This window comes from Streptomyces sp. NPDC048514, assembly GCF_043199955.1.
Lineage (GTDB): Bacteria > Actinomycetota > Actinomycetes > Streptomycetales > Streptomycetaceae > Streptomyces.
On the sequence record NZ_JBICWT010000005.1, the window covers coordinates 218,158 to 232,580 of the forward strand.

The window sequence follows — 14,423 nt, forward strand, 5'->3', positions numbered from 1 at the left end:
GCACGATTGCGTCCGCCAGGGTCACCGAAGCGGGCGATGCTGGAAGGAAACCGTGTGAGCCGGATTTCGGTCCGGGGATTCGCAGTGGCCTCGGCCACCGCGGTCACCGCCGTCGGAAGCGTCGTCGGAGTTGCCTCGGGCAGCGTCGCGCAGAACAACGACGCCGAGCCGACGGCTTCCGACGCCACGCTCCTCGCGGACATACCCGCGGGTCAGCAGGCGCAGGTGCAGACCGCGTCCCTGACGCACCAGGCCGACGTCCAGGCCATCGCCGCGGACGCGAGCGCCAAGAAGGACGCCGAGGAATCGGCTCGCAAGGCCGCGGCCGAGACCGCCATCGCGAAGAAGGCGGACGCGGAGAAGGCGGCCAAGGAGGCCAAGGAGCGCGCCGAGGCGAAGTCCGAGGCCACCACCCGCTCGACCCGCGACTCCTCCAGCTTCCCGGTACAGGGCAGCTACACCGTCGCGCAGATCCAGGCGATGGCGCGTCAGATGGTGCCCGCCGACCAGTTCCAGTGCTTCAGCAACATCGTGGACCACGAGTCCAGCTGGAACTACCGCGCGGTCAACGCCGGCTCCGGCGCCTACGGTCTCTTCCAGGCGCTGCCCGGGTCCAAGATGTCGTCGGTCGGCGCCGACTGGCAGACCAACCCGGCCACCCAGATCAAGTGGGGCCTCGGCTACATGAACAGCGCCCGGTACGGCAGTCCGTGTGCCGCCTGGTCGTTCTGGCAGGCCAACCACTGGTACTAGACCGGCCACCGGTACGGAACACGACCGGTCCCACTCAACCCCAGCGCAGCCCCTCCCCGTCATAGGGGGAGGGGCTTTCGCCCTGTACGGTCGTACTCGAACGACTCCAGGGGGGAGTGGTGGCAAGTACCCGGGGACGCGGGGAAAGAGGACGGATGATGTCGCGAGTGCCAGGGTGGCTGGGCCGGCTGGGAGCCGGCCTCACCGAAATGAGCGAGCGCCTCAACGAGCGCCGCGCGGAGGTGGAGAAGGAGAGCGCCGAGCCCGAACGGGCCGAGCAGCCTGCCACCGGCGAGCCGGCCCCGCCCGTCCGCCGGCCCGCGCCGCCGGCCGGCCCCCGTCCCGACCCCGCCGAGGCGGTGCCCTGGGGCGTCCGGGTCGCGGCCGAGGCGGGGTGGCGTCTGCTCGTCCTGGCCGGCACCCTCTGGGTGCTGATGCGGGTCATCAGCGCCGTCCAGCTGGTGGTGTTCGCCTTCGTCATCGCCCTGCTGGTCACCGCGCTGCTGCAGCCGACCGTCGCCCGGCTCACCCGGCGCGGGGTGCCACGCGGACCGGCCACGGCGCTCACCGCCATCAGCGGCTTCGTCGTCATCGGCCTGATGGGCTGGTTCGTGACCTGGCAGGTCATGGAGAACATCGACACGCTCTCCAACCAGATCCAGAACGGCATCGACGACCTGCGCAACTGGCTGCTGAAGAGCCCCTTCCACGTCACCGACAAGCAGATCAACCAGATAGCCAAGAACCTGCGCGAGGCGATCGGCGCCAACACCGATCAGATAACGTCCGCGGGCCTCGAGGGCGTTCAGGTCATCGTCGAGGCGTTCACCGGCCTCCTGCTGGTGTTCTTCTCGACGCTGTTCCTGCTCTACGACGGCGTGCGCATCTGGCAGTGGTTCCTGAAGCTGGTGCCCTCCGCCGCCCGGCCGGGCGTGGCCGGTGCCGGCCCGCGCGCCTGGCGCACGCTGACCGCCTACGTGCGCGGCACGGTCCTGGTCGCCCTCATCGACGCGATCTTCATCGGTATCGGCATCTACTTCCTCGACGTGCCGATGGCCGTCCCGCTGGCCGTGTTCATCTTCCTGTTCTCCTTCATCCCCCTGGTCGGCGCGGTCGCCTCCGGAGCGCTCGCGGTGATCGTGGCGCTCGTCACCCAGGGCGTGTTCACGGCGCTCATGACCCTCGTGGTCGTCCTCGCCGTCCAGCAGATCGAGGGCCACGTCCTGCAGCCGTTCATCCTCGGCCGCGCGGTGCGGGTCCACCCGCTGGCGGTCGTACTGACGGTCGCGGCCGGCGGCATGGTGGCCGGCATCGGCGGCGCGGTGGTGGCCGTACCGCTGGTGGCGGTGACGAACACGGTGGTGGGGTATCTGCGCGTGTACTCCGAGGAGATGGCCGCGAAGCAGAGCGTGCCCCCGGCGGAGCCCGAGACCCCGCCCGCGAGCACTGAGGAACCGGCCCCGGCGGTTACGCAGCCGGAAGCCTGACCGGCCCCGCCCGGCACGCAACCGGACGAGCGGCGGCATACGACGGCCCCCGCCCACCAGCAGGTGGGCGGGGGCCGTCGTATGCCGGGGGCGGGTTACTCGGCCGACTCGGCCAGGACCGCCTCGGTGTCGAGGGTGACGCCGACCGCCTGGACCACGGACGCGATCTTGAACGCCTCCTGGATCACCTCGCGCTCCACGCCGGCCTTGCGCAGCACCTGCTCGTGCGAGTCCAGGCACATGCCGCAGCCGTTGATCGCGGAGACCGCGAACGACCACAGTTCGAAGTCGACCTTCTCCACGCCCGGGTTGCCGATGACGTTCATCCGCAGACCCGCGCGCAGGGTGCCGTACTCGTGGTCGGACAGCAGGTGGCGGGTGCGGTAGAAGACGTTGTTCATCGCCATCACCGCGGCGGCGGCCTTGGCGGCCGTGTACGCCTCCGGCGTCAGGTTCGCCTTCGCCTCGGGCTCCAGCTCACGCAGCACGATCGGGGAACGGGAGGCGATGGCGGTCGCCAGCACCGTGCCCCACAGCTGCTGGGCCGGAAGGTCCGAGTTGCCGATGACCGAGCCCAGGTTGAGCTTCAGGTCCTTGGCGTAGTCCGGGACGCGGGACTTCAGGGAGTCGAGCGACATGGGTCACTCACCAGCCAGCAGCGCGACCGGGTCCAGGGTCTCGTCGCCCTTGCTCCAGTTGCACGGGCACAGCTCGTCGGTCTGCAGGGCGTCCAGGACCCGCAGGACCTCCTTGGGGTTACGGCCCACGGAACCGGCGGTGACCATGGTGAACTGGATCTCGCGGTTCGGGTCCACGACGAAGACGGCGCGCTGCGCGAAGCCGTCCTCGCCCTCGATGCCGAGGTCGCGCATCAGCTCGTGCTTGGAGTCCGCCAGCATCGGGAACGGCAGGTCGGTCAGGTCCGGGTGGTCCTTGCGCCAGGCGTGGTGGACGAACTCGGAGTCACCGGAGAAGCCGAGGATCTGGGCGTCGCGGTCGGCGAACTCGTCGTTCAGCTTCCCGAACGCGGCGATCTCGGTCGGGCACACGAACGTGAAGTCCTTGGGCCAGGCGAACACCACGAGCCACTTGCCCTCGTAGGACTTGTGGTGGATCTGCTCGAACTCCGAGCCCTTCTCCAGCGAGACACAGGCGGTCAGTTCGAACTCGGGGAACTTGTCACCGACAGTGAGCACAAACTCTCCTTGTAGCTAGGAAACACCCCTTTTGAGGATCTTTCCCGTGGGTTGGACGTTATCGATGTTGGCACAGGGTGCATTGATTAGTGAAATAGCTACACTCGGTCGTGTTGATCGGAGGTAGCTATCAGTGACCATCAGTAACGGCAAACGACGGCAGCCCAGCCTCGCCCAGCTCCGGGCCTTCGCCGCCGTGGCCGAGCATCTGCACTTCCGGGACGCGGCGGCCGCCATCGGGATGAGCCAGCCCGCCCTGTCCGGCGCGGTCTCGGCGCTGGAGGAGACCCTCGGCGTGACCCTCGTCGAGCGTACGACGCGCAAGGTGCTGCTCTCTCCCGCGGGGGAGCGGCTGGCCGTGCGGGCCAAGGCGGTGCTCGACGCGGTCGGGGCGCTGCTGGAGGAGGCCGAGGCGGTCCGGGCGCCCTTCACCGGGGCCCTGCGCCTCGGCGTGATCCCCACGGTCGCGCCGTACCTGCTGCCCACCGTGCTGCGGCTCGTCCACGAGCGCTACCCGCAGCTCGACCTCCAGGTGCACGAGGAGCAGACGGCGAGTCTGCTCGACGGCCTGCACTCCGGCCGCCTCGACCTGTTGTTGCTGGCCGTCCCGCTCGGCGTCCCCGGGGTCGCCGAACTCCCGCTTTTCGACGAGGACTTCGTGCTCGTCACCCCGCTCGACCACTGGCTCGGCGGCCGCGAGGGGATTCCGCGCGAGGCGCTGAAGGAGCTGAACCTGCTGCTCCTGGACGAGGGCCACTGTCTGCGCGACCAGGCCCTGGACATCTGCCGGGAGGCCGGCCGCGAGGACGCGCCGGTCACCACGACGGCCGCCGGGCTGTCCACGCTCGTGCAGCTGGTCGCCGGCGGCCTCGGGTGCACCCTGCTCCCGCGCACCGCGCTCAAACTGGAGACGACCCGCAGCAGTCAGCTCCTCACCGGCTACTTCGCCGAACCCGCCCCCAGCCGCCGGGTCGCCCTGGCGATGCGGGCCGGTGCGGCCCGCGGCGCGGAGTACGAGGAACTGGCGGCCGCCCTGCGGGAGGCACTGGGCACGCTGCCCGTGCGGCTCCTGGACGCGCGGGCGTGACGTCACGCGGGCCGGGACCCGGAACGCGGCGCGGGCTACCCCTCGGCATCGGGGGAAGCCCGCGCGGGACGGCCTGACAGCCGGACCTACTCGGTCCGCAGGCCGTCCGGGCGCATCAGCCGCAGCAACGGCGGCAGGCTGAGCAGGGTGACCACGAGGACCACGACCGCACCGGCGCCGGTCATCGCCAGCACGCCCGGCCAGTCCACACCGACCGTCGCGCCCGCCATCTTCAGCAGCACCGCGCCGAGCGTCAGCCCCACACCCATGGCGAGCAGCAGGCCCAGCACGATCGGGATCGCCGTCTGCCACAGCACCGACATGCTCAGGGTGCGCCGGCGGGTGCCGAAGGCGAGCAGCGCCGACAACAGCTTCCGGCGCTCGCGCAACTGCTCCAGCTGGGACACCAGCAGGCTCGCGCCGATCAGGGCCAGGACGGCGATGGCCCCGACGAACAGACCGGTGCGGATGGAGGTGAACTGCGACGACCTCTCGGTCGACGCCCACACCATCGTGTCCGCCAGCGGGTCGATCCGCGCCGCCGTGTTGCGCACGTACTCCTGCTCGTCCGTCGCCGACTCGTCGAGCGAGAGGTACACCGATCCGCTGAGCAGACGGCCCAAGTCGCCCGGCAGGGCGCCCGGCGTCATCAGCACGCCGCTCATCCTGCCCATGATCGGGCTGTCCAGCGTGCGCACCTGCTTCAGTCCGCTCGGCACGGTCCAGACGACGTCCGGCCCCCGGCCGCCGGGGCTCGCCGTGTCGGCGTGGAGGGCGCGGCCCGGCCGGAGGAGCTTGTGCAGGTCGGCGTCGTCGCCACCGCCCGTGGCCACGAACGTGTCCCCGTCGTGGCAGGACGTCAGCCGGGCCACCTCACGCAGGGAGTCGCAGGTGCCGACGGTGAGGCTCGCCGTGCTGTCGGATCCGTCGCCGGTGCGGGCGGCCAGATCGGTGCCGCCCAGCGCGGTGGCCTTCCGTACGCCCCTGGTCGAGGCGAACTTCTCGGCGGCCGGGACGAAGGGGATGCCGTGCGACAGGCTGACCTGCATCTGGATGCGGCTGGGATCCTGCTCGGTGACCTTGGTGTAGTCGCCCTCGACACCCGCGAAGAGCATCTGCATCGCGATCGCCCCGGCCACCGCGACCGCGATGCCGTTCACCATCCGGGCTGCCGAACCACTGCTCAACTGCAGCCGTCGTACGGCGAGTTGCCAGGCCACACCGCCGTTCCCGAGCCGGGCCACCACGGCCTCGACGACCCACGGCAGCAGCGCGGTCACGCCGGCGAGCAGCAGCAGGACTCCGCCGATCACCAGGTACTCGTTGAAGGCGCCGTTGTCGCGGCCCTGCCCGATCATCGGCGCGAGGCAGGCCAGTCCGCCCAGCGGCAGCAGCAGTCGCCACCACAGCCGGCGGCGCCGGGCCCTGGCCGTCCGCACCACGCCGAGCGGCTCGATGACCACCGCACGCAGCGCGAACAGGGTGACCAGCACCGCGGCCGCCGGAACGGCGACCGCGACCAGGGCGGCCAGCGCGGGCGAGGGGTCGAGGTAGCTGGGGAACACACTCACGCCCAGGGCCTCGACCGACCCGACGAGCTGCCGGCCCAGCAGAAAGAACACCGTGCCGAAGAGCAGACCGACCAGGGACCCGGCGAGCGCCTCGCCCGCCGCTATCCGCCGGGTCATCCGGCTGTCGGAGCCCACCAGCCGCAGCGCCGCCAGCCTGCGGTCGCGCCGCTCACCGCCGAACCGCACGGCCGTGGCGATGAACACGGCGACCGGCATCAGCAGCACCACGAAGATGACCACCACCAGCAGGATCAGGACCGGGTCCATCGTCTCCGACGACGAGTCCGCCGGGCGCCCGAACTCGCTGATGCGTGCCGTCCGGGAGCCGTCGATGCGCTGGGCCAGGTTCTTCGCACCGGCGTAGTAGGCCAGCTCCTGGGAGCCGACCAGTCCGGTCTCCCCGATCGTCCCGACGATCCGGTACGGCAACCGCTCGCGCAGCAGCTTCCCGGAAGCGGAATCCAGCAGCTCCTTCAGGGCGGGGGACACGACCATGTCGCCCGGCGCCGGGTACTTCGCCAGGCCCGGTGCGACCGGGGCACGCGGTCCCTCGGGCTCCACCATCCGGCCGCGGACGTCCTCGCCGTGGTACTGCGTGTCGGTGTCGGAGATCAGCAGGGTGTCGGCGGCCTTCGGCCGCGTGGCGCCGTAGGTGTAGTCCAGGCGTGCCGCGTCACGGTCGTGCCGTACCGACAGCGCGTTCGGGATCGCGGTCGTCAGCAGCAGCAGCGCGACGCCGAGCCCGACGCCGACCGCCGTCAGCAGTACGCGGATCCAGCCCTCGCGCCCGCCGGTGAAGGCGAACCGGACGCCCATGCCCAGATCCCTGGACCACTGCCTGACGTTCATACGGCCCGCTCCATGTCCCGGGACCTGCCGTCGCGTACGACGATCTCCCGGTCGGAGTAGGCGGCCACCCGGGCCTCGTGCGTGACCAGCACGACGGCGGCGTTGGTCGAGCGGGCCGCGTCGGTCAGCAGCTCCATCACGCGTTCGCCGTTGAGGGAGTCCAGCGCGCCGGTCGGCTCGTCGGCGAACAGCACCCGCGGTCCGGTGACCAGCGCCCGCGCCACCGCGACGCGTTGCCCCTGGCCGCCGGAGACCTCGCCGGGCCGCTTGCCCCTGAGGTCGTCCACCTCCAGGCGCTGCATCCAGGTGAGCGCGGCCCGCTCGGCCTCCTTGCGGGGGCTGCCGTTCAGCCGGAGCGGCAGGGCCACGTTCTCCACGCAGGTCAGCTCGGGGACGAGCTGGCCGAACTGGAAGACGAAGCCGAACTCGCTGCGGCGCAGCGCGCTGCGTTCGGTGTCGCTCATCGTCGCCAGCTCGCGGCCGGCGTAGGTGATCGAGCCGGAGTCGGGCGGCACGATGCCGGCGAGGCAGTGCAGCAGCGTCGACTTGCCGGAGCCGGAGGGGCCCATCACGGCGACGACCTCGCCGGGGTGGATGGAGAACTCGGCGCCGTCGAGGGCGACGGTCGGGCCGTAGGCCTTGCGCAGGTCGGCGGCGGCGAGCAGCGAGCCGGGGGGAGGAGTCATTCGGCCACCACCGCACGGAGCTTGTCCAGGCGTGCCGCGGTCAGCTCCAGCCAGCGCAGGTCGGCCTCCAGGTGGAACAGCGCGTGGTCGCAGATGAGCTGGTCGGCGAGGTCGCCCTTGCGCTTGCGGTCGGTCAGGATCCGCATGCTGCGCAGGTGCTCGGCACGCTGGGTGTCGAGGATGTCGGCCGCGTTCCGGTCGGTGAGGAGCGCGAGGACGACCTTGGTGTAGAGGGTCGACTGGAGGTACTCCTCCGGCTTCTCCGGAGTGGCGAGCCACTGGTCGACGTCGGTGACGCCGGCGTCGGTGATGGCGTACCGCTTGCGCTCGGGCCCGCCGCCCGCCTCGATCCCGTCGACCTCCACCAGGCCGTGCTTCAGCAGCCGGGACATCGTGGAGTAGACCTGGCCGTAGTGCAGCGGCCGGTCGTGACCGAACTTCTCGTCGAAGGCCCGCTTCAGGTCGTAACCGTGGCGCGGGCCGGACTCAAGGAGCCCTAGGAGGGTGTGACCGATGGACATGAGAAGCACTCTACACACGGTGTATACGCGGGATGTATACGCGGAGTGTGCAGATCATGGCGGGGGGTGCGGCCCCGCAGGTGGGGGCCGATTGTCACGGTTCTGACACAGGGGGGCGCCCTCTGCGCGGCAGCGGGCCCGTCTCCTTCGGCAGGCGACCGGCGTCCGCCAGCGCCTTGCGCAGCAGGAACTCGATCTGCGCGTTGGCCGACCGCAGCTCGTCCCCGGCCCACCGGGCGAGCGCCTCGTACACCGACGGGTCCAGCCGCAGCAGCACCTGCTTGCGCTGCTGCGGCCGCCGCTTCGGGGTGTCCGAAGGGTCCGTCACTGGTAGAGCGTCCCGGTGTTGAGGACCGGCTGCGGGGCCCGGTCGCCGCACAGCACCACCATCAGGTTCGACACCATCGCCGCCTTGCGCTCCTCGTCCAGCTCCACGATGTCCCGCTCCGCGATCCGGGCGAGCGCCGCCTCGACCATCCCCACGGCGCCGTCCACGATCTGCCGCCGGGCCGCGACGACCGCGCCCGCCTGCTGCCGCTGCAGCATCGCCGAGGCGATCTCGGGGGCGTACGCGAGGTGCGTGAAGCGTGACTCGATGACCCGCACGCCTGCCGCCTCCACCCGTGCCTGCAGTTCGACGGCGAGCTTCTCGGTGATCTCCTCGGCATTGCCGCGCAGCGACAGGCCGTCCTCCTCGTGTGCGTCGTAGGGGTACTCGATCGCGATGTGGCGCACGGCCGTCTCGGTCTGCGTGGCGACGAACTCGGCGAAGTCGTCCACCTCGAAGGTGGCCTGGGCGGTGTCCTGGACCTTCCACACCACCACCGCCGCCAGTTCGATCGGGTTGCCGTAGGCGTCGTTGACCTTCAGCACGGCCGTCTCGTGATTGCGCACCCGGGTGGAGACACGGGTCCGCGAGGTGAAGGGGTTCACCCAGCGCAGGCCGTCCTGCCGGATGGTGCCCCGGTAGCGCCCGAAGAGCTGGACGACCCGCGCCTCGCCGGGCGCGACCGTGTTCAGGCCGCGCATCGCGATGACCGAGGCGAGGAAGACGAGGATGCCGGCGACGACGAGACCGGCCTTGGCGCCGGAGGCGGAGACCGCGGCGGCGCCGGCGAACAGCGCGGCGGCGCCCCCGAGCCCGAGCAGTCCGAGCAGCAGGGCGAGCCCGCCGCCGATGCTGTGGGCCGTGAACTCCCGCACCCGCGGGGCGGGCATCTCGGGTACGTCGGCGGTGGCGGCCGGATCGGATGTGGACATGGGAACCCCCCGTTCTCGGTGACGCTCGGACGTGACGCGTCTAGCCTTGTGCTAACTAAGTGATAGCACTTTATCGTGTCGAGCAACCTTTTGACGCTGTTACCCGTCGGTTTCTTCGGGGCGGGTGCTGATTGTCACGTCCGTAAAAGAGCGGATCGGACGCTCTTTGTCATATAGACGGGTGTTAGTTTTCGGAGCTGACCCCGAGACGGAAGCGAGCGTAGGGACTCATGGGACGAGCGGATGAGAGACGAGCGCGACAGCGCGGTGGCCACCGCGCGGCGCCCAAGCGCCGCCGTTCCACCCCCGCGGCGGGCCCCGCGGACACCGGTTCCGCAGGCAACCGGTCCGCGGGCACCGGCTCCCCGGCCGGCGGCAAGCCCGCCAAGAGCCTCATACGCAGGATGTTCACCTGGAAGAAGATCCTCGGCGCGTTCTTCGGGACGTGCCTGCTGATCATCGCGGCCTTCATCGGCCTCTACCTGTACGTGGACGTCCCCGAGGGCAACCCCGCCGCGCAGCAGCAGAGCAACGTCTACAAGTTCAGCGACGGCACGGTCCTGGCCCGCGACGGCAAGGTCAACCGCGAGATCGTCGACCTGTCCAAGGTGCCCCGCAAGGTCCAGCTGACCTTCGTCGCGGCGGAGAACAAGAGCTTCTACCACGACTCCGGCGTCGACTTCAAAGGCACGGCCCGCGGCATCCTCAACACCCTGGCCGGCAAGGGCAAGCAGGGTGGCTCGACGATCACCCAGCAGTACGTCAAGAACTTCTACCTCAACCAGGACCAGACCGTCTCGCGCAAGCTGAAGGAACTGGTCATCTCGCTGAAGGTGGACCGCGAGACGTCCAAGGACGACATCCTCGCCGGTTACATCAACACCAGCTACTACGGCCGCAACGCCTACGGCATCCAGGCCGCCGCCCAGGCCTACTACCACAGAGACGCCAAGGACCTCACGGTCGAGCAGGGCGCCTACCTCGCCTCCCTGCTGCAGGCACCCAGCCAGTACGACTGGTCCGCTGCCACGGAGACCGGCAAGCGGCTGGTCAAGGCCCGCTGGAACTACGTCCTGGACAACATGGTCGAGGAGGGCTGGCTGCCCAAGGCGGACCGCGACGGCATGACGTTCCCGGTCCCCAAGGAGCCCAAGGGCGCCCCGGGCCTCGACGGGCAGAAGGGCTACCTGGTCGAACTGGCCAACCAGCAGCTGGAGCGGCAGCTGATGACCCAGGACGGACTGAGCCCGGGCCAGGCGGAGAACGCGGTCATGTACAAGGGCTGGACCATCACCCTCAACGTCGACCGCAAGAAGCAGGCCGCGCTGGAGAAGGCCGTCAAGACCGAGCTGACGAGCAAGCTCGACACGAAGAAGCGCAAGGTCGACGCCGACGTCCAGGCCGGTGCCGTCTCGGTCGACCCCAGGACGGGCAAGATCGTCGCACTGTACGGCGGGCAGGACTACTACAAGCACTACTTCAGCAACGCCACCCGCACCGACTACCAGCCGGCCTCGACGTTCAAGCCGGTCATCCTCGCCGCCGCGCTGGAGGACAACGCCACCACGCAGGACGGCAAGCCGATCACCGCCAACACGGTCTACGACGGCACCAGCCGCCGGCAGGTCCTGGACCAGGGCGCCAAGGTCGGCTTCGCCCCGCCGAACGAGGACGACCACAACTACGGGAAGATCACCGTCCAGAACGCCATGAACGCGTCCGTCAACTCCGTCTTCGCGCAGATGGGCGTCGACGTGGGCATGGACAACGTCATGGGCACGGCGAAGAAGCTCGGCATGGACACCAAGGGCATGCAGGCCGTGCCCGCGCAGACGCTGGGCTCGATGGGCGCCAGCCCGCTGCAGATGGCCGGGATCTACGCCACTCTCGCCAACCACGGCGACAAGGTGACCCCGACCCTCGTCAAGTCCGCGGAGAAGACCGGCCGTTCGGTGCACATGCCGGACCCGGTCGGCGGGTCGGTGCTCAGCCGGACCGCCGCCGACTCGGTGACCTCCGTGCTCACCGGCGTGGTCGACGACGGCACGGCCAAGACCTCGGTGGCCAGCAACCCGCTGCGCAACGGCCGCCAGGTGGCCGGCAAGACGGGTACGTCCGACTGCAACCGCTCGGCCTGGTTCAACGGCTACACGCCCGGCCTGGTCACCTCGGTCGGCCTGTTCGGCGAAGCGGCCAAGACGGGTGGCACGGGGTGCGACGACCAGCCCGTCAAGAAGGGGGACCACGTCACCCTGAAGGGCGCCATGGGCGGCGGCCGCGTGAACGGCGGCGGGCCGCCGGCGAGGATCTGGGCCGCTTACACCTTCGGGGTCACGGACAAGACCAGGTTCGACCTGAACACCACCCAGGGCGCGGCCGTCGCGCCGACCCCCACCCTGTCGTGGAGCCAGACCCCGTCGCAGACGCCGTCCCAGACCCCGTCGCAGACGCCGTCCGGGACGCCGTCCCGCTCGCCGTCCCAGACCCCGTCGCAGACGCCGTCCCAGACCCCCTCGCAGACGCCGTCCCAGACCCCGAGCCAGACGCCGAGCACCGGGCCCCCGACGGAGCCCGGCACGGAGGACCCGCTCGACCCGAACGACGGCTTCGACCTGCACTAGCCGCGCACGACAAGGGGCGCCCGGAGTACTCCGGGCGCCCCTTCTCGCGCAGCCGTCACGCCGGGCGGATTCAGCTCCGGCCGTCGTGCGGCCGTCACGCCGGGCGGATTCAGCCCCGGCCGTCGCGCCGGGCGGATTCAGCCCCGGTTCAGCTCGAACCACACCACCTTGCCGGTGCTCAGCCGGGTCGCGCCCCAGCGCCGGGCCAGCTTGTTGACCAGGTACAGGCCGCGGCCGCCCTCGTCCGTGGCCCGGGCCTGCCGCAGGCGCGGCAGCTGGGGCACGTCGTCACCGACCTCGCAGCGCAGCACATGGGTGCGCAGCAGCCGCAGGGTCACCGGCCGGGACGCGTACCGCACGGCATTGGTGACCACCTCGCTGACCAGCAGCTCCACCGAGTCCGTCAGCTCCTCCAGACCCCAGCGCGCGAGCGCGCGCCGGGCCAGCCGGCGGGCCTGGCCGGGCGCGGAGTCCTCCGGCTCCAGCGTCCAGTACGCGACATCGCTCGGCGCGATCCCGTCGAAGCGGGCCGCGAGCAGGGCGATGTCGTCGTCCCGGTCGCCCGGGCCGAGCATGTCCAGCACCTCGTCGCAGAGCGCCTCCAGCGGCGGCGGGTGGTCGGGGCCGGTCAGCTGGGCGGTCGCGGCGAGCTTCTCCCGCAGCTGCTCTATGCCCGTCCACACGTCCCGCAGCCGGGACTCCACCAGGCCGTCGGTGTAGAGCAGCAGCGTGGCCCCCGCGGGCGCGTCCAGCTCGACCGCCTCGAAGTCGACCCCGCCGACGCCGATCGGCGCGCCCGGCGGCACCCGCAGCACCTCGGCCCGGCCGCCCAGATGCAGCAGCACCGGCGGCGGATGACCGGCGTTGGCGATGGTGATGCGGTGCGTGACCGGGTCGTAGACGGCGTACAGGCAGGTCGCCATGCGGTCGGTGCCCAGGCGCTGCGCCTGCTCGTCCAGATGGTGCAGCACCTCCTGCGGCGGCAGGTCGAGGCCGGCCAGGGTCTGCGCGGTGGTGCGCAGCTGGCCCATGATCGCCGCCGAGGTCATCGAGTGGCCCATCACGTCGCCGACCACCAGCGCGACCCGGCTGCCGGGCAGCGGGATCGCGTCGTACCAGTCGCCGCCCACCCGGGCGGTCTCCGCCGCCGGCAGATACCGGGAGGCCAGCCGCACACCGGTCGGCCGGGGCAGGGTCTCGGGCAGCATGGTGCGCTGCAGCTCGTCGGCGATGTAGGCCTCCCGGCCGTACAGCACCGCCTTGTCGATGCCGAGCGCGCTGTGCGTGGCCAGCTGTGCGGCCACCAGCAGGTCGTCGGCCTCGAACGCGAGCCGCTCCGGGCGGCGCAGGAACAGGGCCGCGCCGATCACCCGGCGCCGGCCGCGCAGCGGGGCGAGGATCGCGTGCTGCCCGCCCGGTACGACGGCCTCGCCGCCCTCGCCGAGCAGTTCGGGCAGCGCGGCCCGGGCGGCTGGCGTGTCGGCGAACACCGGCCGCACCCCGCGCAGCACCTCGTTCAGCGCGCCGCCCGGCCGCACCTCGCACAGCTCGGTGGTGAGCGACGACAGATCCGCCAGCGCGGACGGCTCCGGCTCCGGCTCGAAGGCCGGCGGCAGCAGGACCCCCTCGGTGTCCCGTTCCTCCGGTATGCGGTCGGTACGGCGCAGCCGCAGCACCACCGGTCCGGTGGGCCGCTCGTCGCCGACCGGCAGCGGGTCGCGCAGATAGACCAGGATGGCGTCCGAGAAGGTCGGCACGGTGGCCCGGCACAGCCCCATCACGATCTCGTCGAGGTCGAGCCCGCGGGCGATCCGCCGGGTGGCCGCGCCCACGAAGCGCAACCGGTCGCCGTCGCGCCGCATCGGCATGGGCCGGCCCGGCGGCAGACTCCGCCCGGTACGGCGTTCCTGGCCGCCCGGCGTCCGCTCCTGCTGGGCGCCGGGCTGCGGCGGAATGCCGTCGGGCGCCGGACGCGGGCGATGTGCGCCGGGGTCGGCGGCGGCGGGCTGGGAGTGCTCGGGGCCGTTGACTGGGGGCTCCTTCCCCTTGCCGTCCTTTCCCTTGCCGCGGGGCGCGGCCGTCCCGGGACCGGAGGACGGTGTCCCGTCGGCCCGGGCCTGCACCGGTAAGCCCTGGCTGCCGGGCGGCTTCGGGGTACGCAGGAGCGCCCCGCGGGCCTCCGCGGGGTCCACGCCCGACTGGGGGCGTTCGAAGGAGGTGGGCTGCTCCGTCACGCGTGTCGCATCCATCCGTCCGGGGCTGCGCGCCGGGCACGCAGTTGGTCCCGCAGAAATCCCGATACCCGCAATACGTGCCCCGGGAACGGGATTCCCGCGTGCTCAGAGTTTCTCGCCGTGCCACCGACGGGTCCGTGGCGGCCGGCGGTGCTGTT

The 14,423-nt window shown here is 71.3% G+C and carries 12 protein-coding genes; 4 read left to right on the top strand and 8 right to left on the bottom strand.

The annotated features are described in order from the left end of the window. Nucleotides 1-54: 54 nt before the first annotated feature. Together ACGFT2_RS12720 and ACGFT2_RS12725 are read left to right on the top strand one after the other, a co-directional pair. Nucleotides 55-753 (top strand): transglycosylase SLT domain-containing protein, encoded by a 699-nt coding sequence (locus ACGFT2_RS12720; protein ID WP_393276839.1) that lies wholly within the window; start codon nucleotides 55-57, stop codon nucleotides 751-753. A gap of 158 nt (nucleotides 754-911) precedes the next feature. Further along, complete coding sequence (locus ACGFT2_RS12725; RefSeq protein ID WP_393277676.1) at nucleotides 912-2,240, top strand: AI-2E family transporter; 1,329 nt, start codon at nucleotides 912-914, stop codon at nucleotides 2,238-2,240. A gap of 95 nt (nucleotides 2,241-2,335) precedes the next feature. Here ACGFT2_RS12725 and ACGFT2_RS12730 read toward each other — a convergent pair whose 3' ends face one another. Together ACGFT2_RS12730 and ACGFT2_RS12735 are read right to left on the bottom strand one after the other, a co-directional pair. After that, nucleotides 2,336-2,878, bottom strand: a complete 543-nt coding sequence (locus tag ACGFT2_RS12730; protein WP_353605237.1) for an alkyl hydroperoxide reductase — start codon at nucleotides 2,876-2,878, stop codon at nucleotides 2,336-2,338. A gap of 3 nt (nucleotides 2,879-2,881) precedes the next feature. Beyond that, nucleotides 2,882-3,436 (bottom strand): peroxiredoxin, encoded by a 555-nt coding sequence (locus ACGFT2_RS12735; protein ID WP_393276842.1) that lies wholly within the window; start codon nucleotides 3,434-3,436, stop codon nucleotides 2,882-2,884. A 133-nt stretch (nucleotides 3,437-3,569) separates the two neighbouring features. Between ACGFT2_RS12735 and ACGFT2_RS12740 the strand changes: the two genes are divergently transcribed. Then, nucleotides 3,570-4,523 carry a LysR substrate-binding domain-containing protein gene (locus ACGFT2_RS12740; RefSeq protein WP_393276845.1) on the top strand — a complete coding sequence of 318 codons (954 nt, stop codon included), beginning with the start codon at nucleotides 3,570-3,572 and terminating at the stop codon, nucleotides 4,521-4,523. A gap of 86 nt (nucleotides 4,524-4,609) precedes the next feature. Here the strand turns inward: ACGFT2_RS12740 and ACGFT2_RS12745 are convergent, their stop codons facing one another. The 5 genes from ACGFT2_RS12745 to ACGFT2_RS12765 all read right to left on the bottom strand — a co-directional run bounded on the left by ACGFT2_RS12745 (nucleotide 4,610) and on the right by ACGFT2_RS12765 (nucleotide 9,410). Then, nucleotides 4,610-6,943 (bottom strand): ABC transporter permease, encoded by a 2,334-nt coding sequence (locus ACGFT2_RS12745; RefSeq protein ID WP_393276848.1) that lies wholly within the window; start codon nucleotides 6,941-6,943, stop codon nucleotides 4,610-4,612. Further along, nucleotides 6,940-7,629, bottom strand: a complete 690-nt coding sequence (locus ACGFT2_RS12750; RefSeq protein ID WP_393276850.1) for an ABC transporter ATP-binding protein — start codon at nucleotides 7,627-7,629, stop codon at nucleotides 6,940-6,942. The genes ACGFT2_RS12745 and ACGFT2_RS12750 overlap by 4 nt, the downstream gene beginning before the upstream one ends. Next, the gene (locus ACGFT2_RS12755; RefSeq protein ID WP_393276853.1) at nucleotides 7,626-8,150 is read right to left on the bottom strand and encodes a PadR family transcriptional regulator; all 525 of its coding nucleotides are present in this window, start codon (nucleotides 8,148-8,150) and stop codon (nucleotides 7,626-7,628) included. The genes ACGFT2_RS12750 and ACGFT2_RS12755 overlap by 4 nt, the downstream gene beginning before the upstream one ends. 94 nt (nucleotides 8,151-8,244) lie before the next feature. Beyond that, nucleotides 8,245-8,478 (bottom strand): hypothetical protein, encoded by a 234-nt coding sequence (locus ACGFT2_RS12760; protein WP_393276856.1) that lies wholly within the window; start codon nucleotides 8,476-8,478, stop codon nucleotides 8,245-8,247. After that, entirely contained in the window at nucleotides 8,475-9,410 is a 936-nt protein-coding gene (locus tag ACGFT2_RS12765) for an SPFH domain-containing protein (RefSeq protein WP_393276858.1), read from the bottom strand. The genes ACGFT2_RS12760 and ACGFT2_RS12765 overlap by 4 nt, the downstream gene beginning before the upstream one ends. 230 nt (nucleotides 9,411-9,640) lie before the next feature. On the opposite strand from ACGFT2_RS12765, the gene ACGFT2_RS12770 reads away from it, so the two are divergent. Continuing rightward, nucleotides 9,641-12,031, top strand: a complete 2,391-nt coding sequence (locus ACGFT2_RS12770) for a transglycosylase domain-containing protein (protein ID WP_393276861.1) — start codon at nucleotides 9,641-9,643, stop codon at nucleotides 12,029-12,031. Between the two features lie 137 nt (nucleotides 12,032-12,168). On the opposite strand, the gene ACGFT2_RS12775 is transcribed toward ACGFT2_RS12770, so the two are convergent. Continuing rightward, nucleotides 12,169-14,265 (bottom strand): SpoIIE family protein phosphatase, encoded by a 2,097-nt coding sequence (locus ACGFT2_RS12775; RefSeq protein WP_393276864.1) that lies wholly within the window; start codon nucleotides 14,263-14,265, stop codon nucleotides 12,169-12,171. Nucleotides 14,266-14,423 lie beyond the last annotated feature (158 nt).

What these genes read in the sequence shown, in the direction of transcription:
- ACGFT2_RS12755 (WP_393276853.1), bottom strand. Translation starts at nt 8,150, where the DNA reads ATGTCCATCGGTCACACCCTCCTAGGGCTCCTTGAGTCCGGCCCGCGC.
- ACGFT2_RS12725 (WP_393277676.1), top strand. Translation starts at nt 912, where the DNA reads ATGTCGCGAGTGCCAGGGTGGCTGGGCCGGCTGGGAGCCGGCCTCACC.
- ACGFT2_RS12765 (WP_393276858.1), bottom strand. Translation starts at nt 9,410, where the DNA reads ATGTCCACATCCGATCCGGCCGCCACCGCCGACGTACCCGAGATGCCC.
- ACGFT2_RS12745 (WP_393276848.1), bottom strand. Translation starts at nt 6,943, where the DNA reads ATGAACGTCAGGCAGTGGTCCAGGGATCTGGGCATGGGCGTCCGGTTC.
- ACGFT2_RS12770 (WP_393276861.1), top strand. Translation starts at nt 9,641, where the DNA reads ATGGGACGAGCGGATGAGAGACGAGCGCGACAGCGCGGTGGCCACCGC.
- ACGFT2_RS12730 (WP_353605237.1), bottom strand. Translation starts at nt 2,878, where the DNA reads ATGTCGCTCGACTCCCTGAAGTCCCGCGTCCCGGACTACGCCAAGGAC.
- ACGFT2_RS12750 (WP_393276850.1), bottom strand. Translation starts at nt 7,629, where the DNA reads ATGACTCCTCCCCCCGGCTCGCTGCTCGCCGCCGCCGACCTGCGCAAG.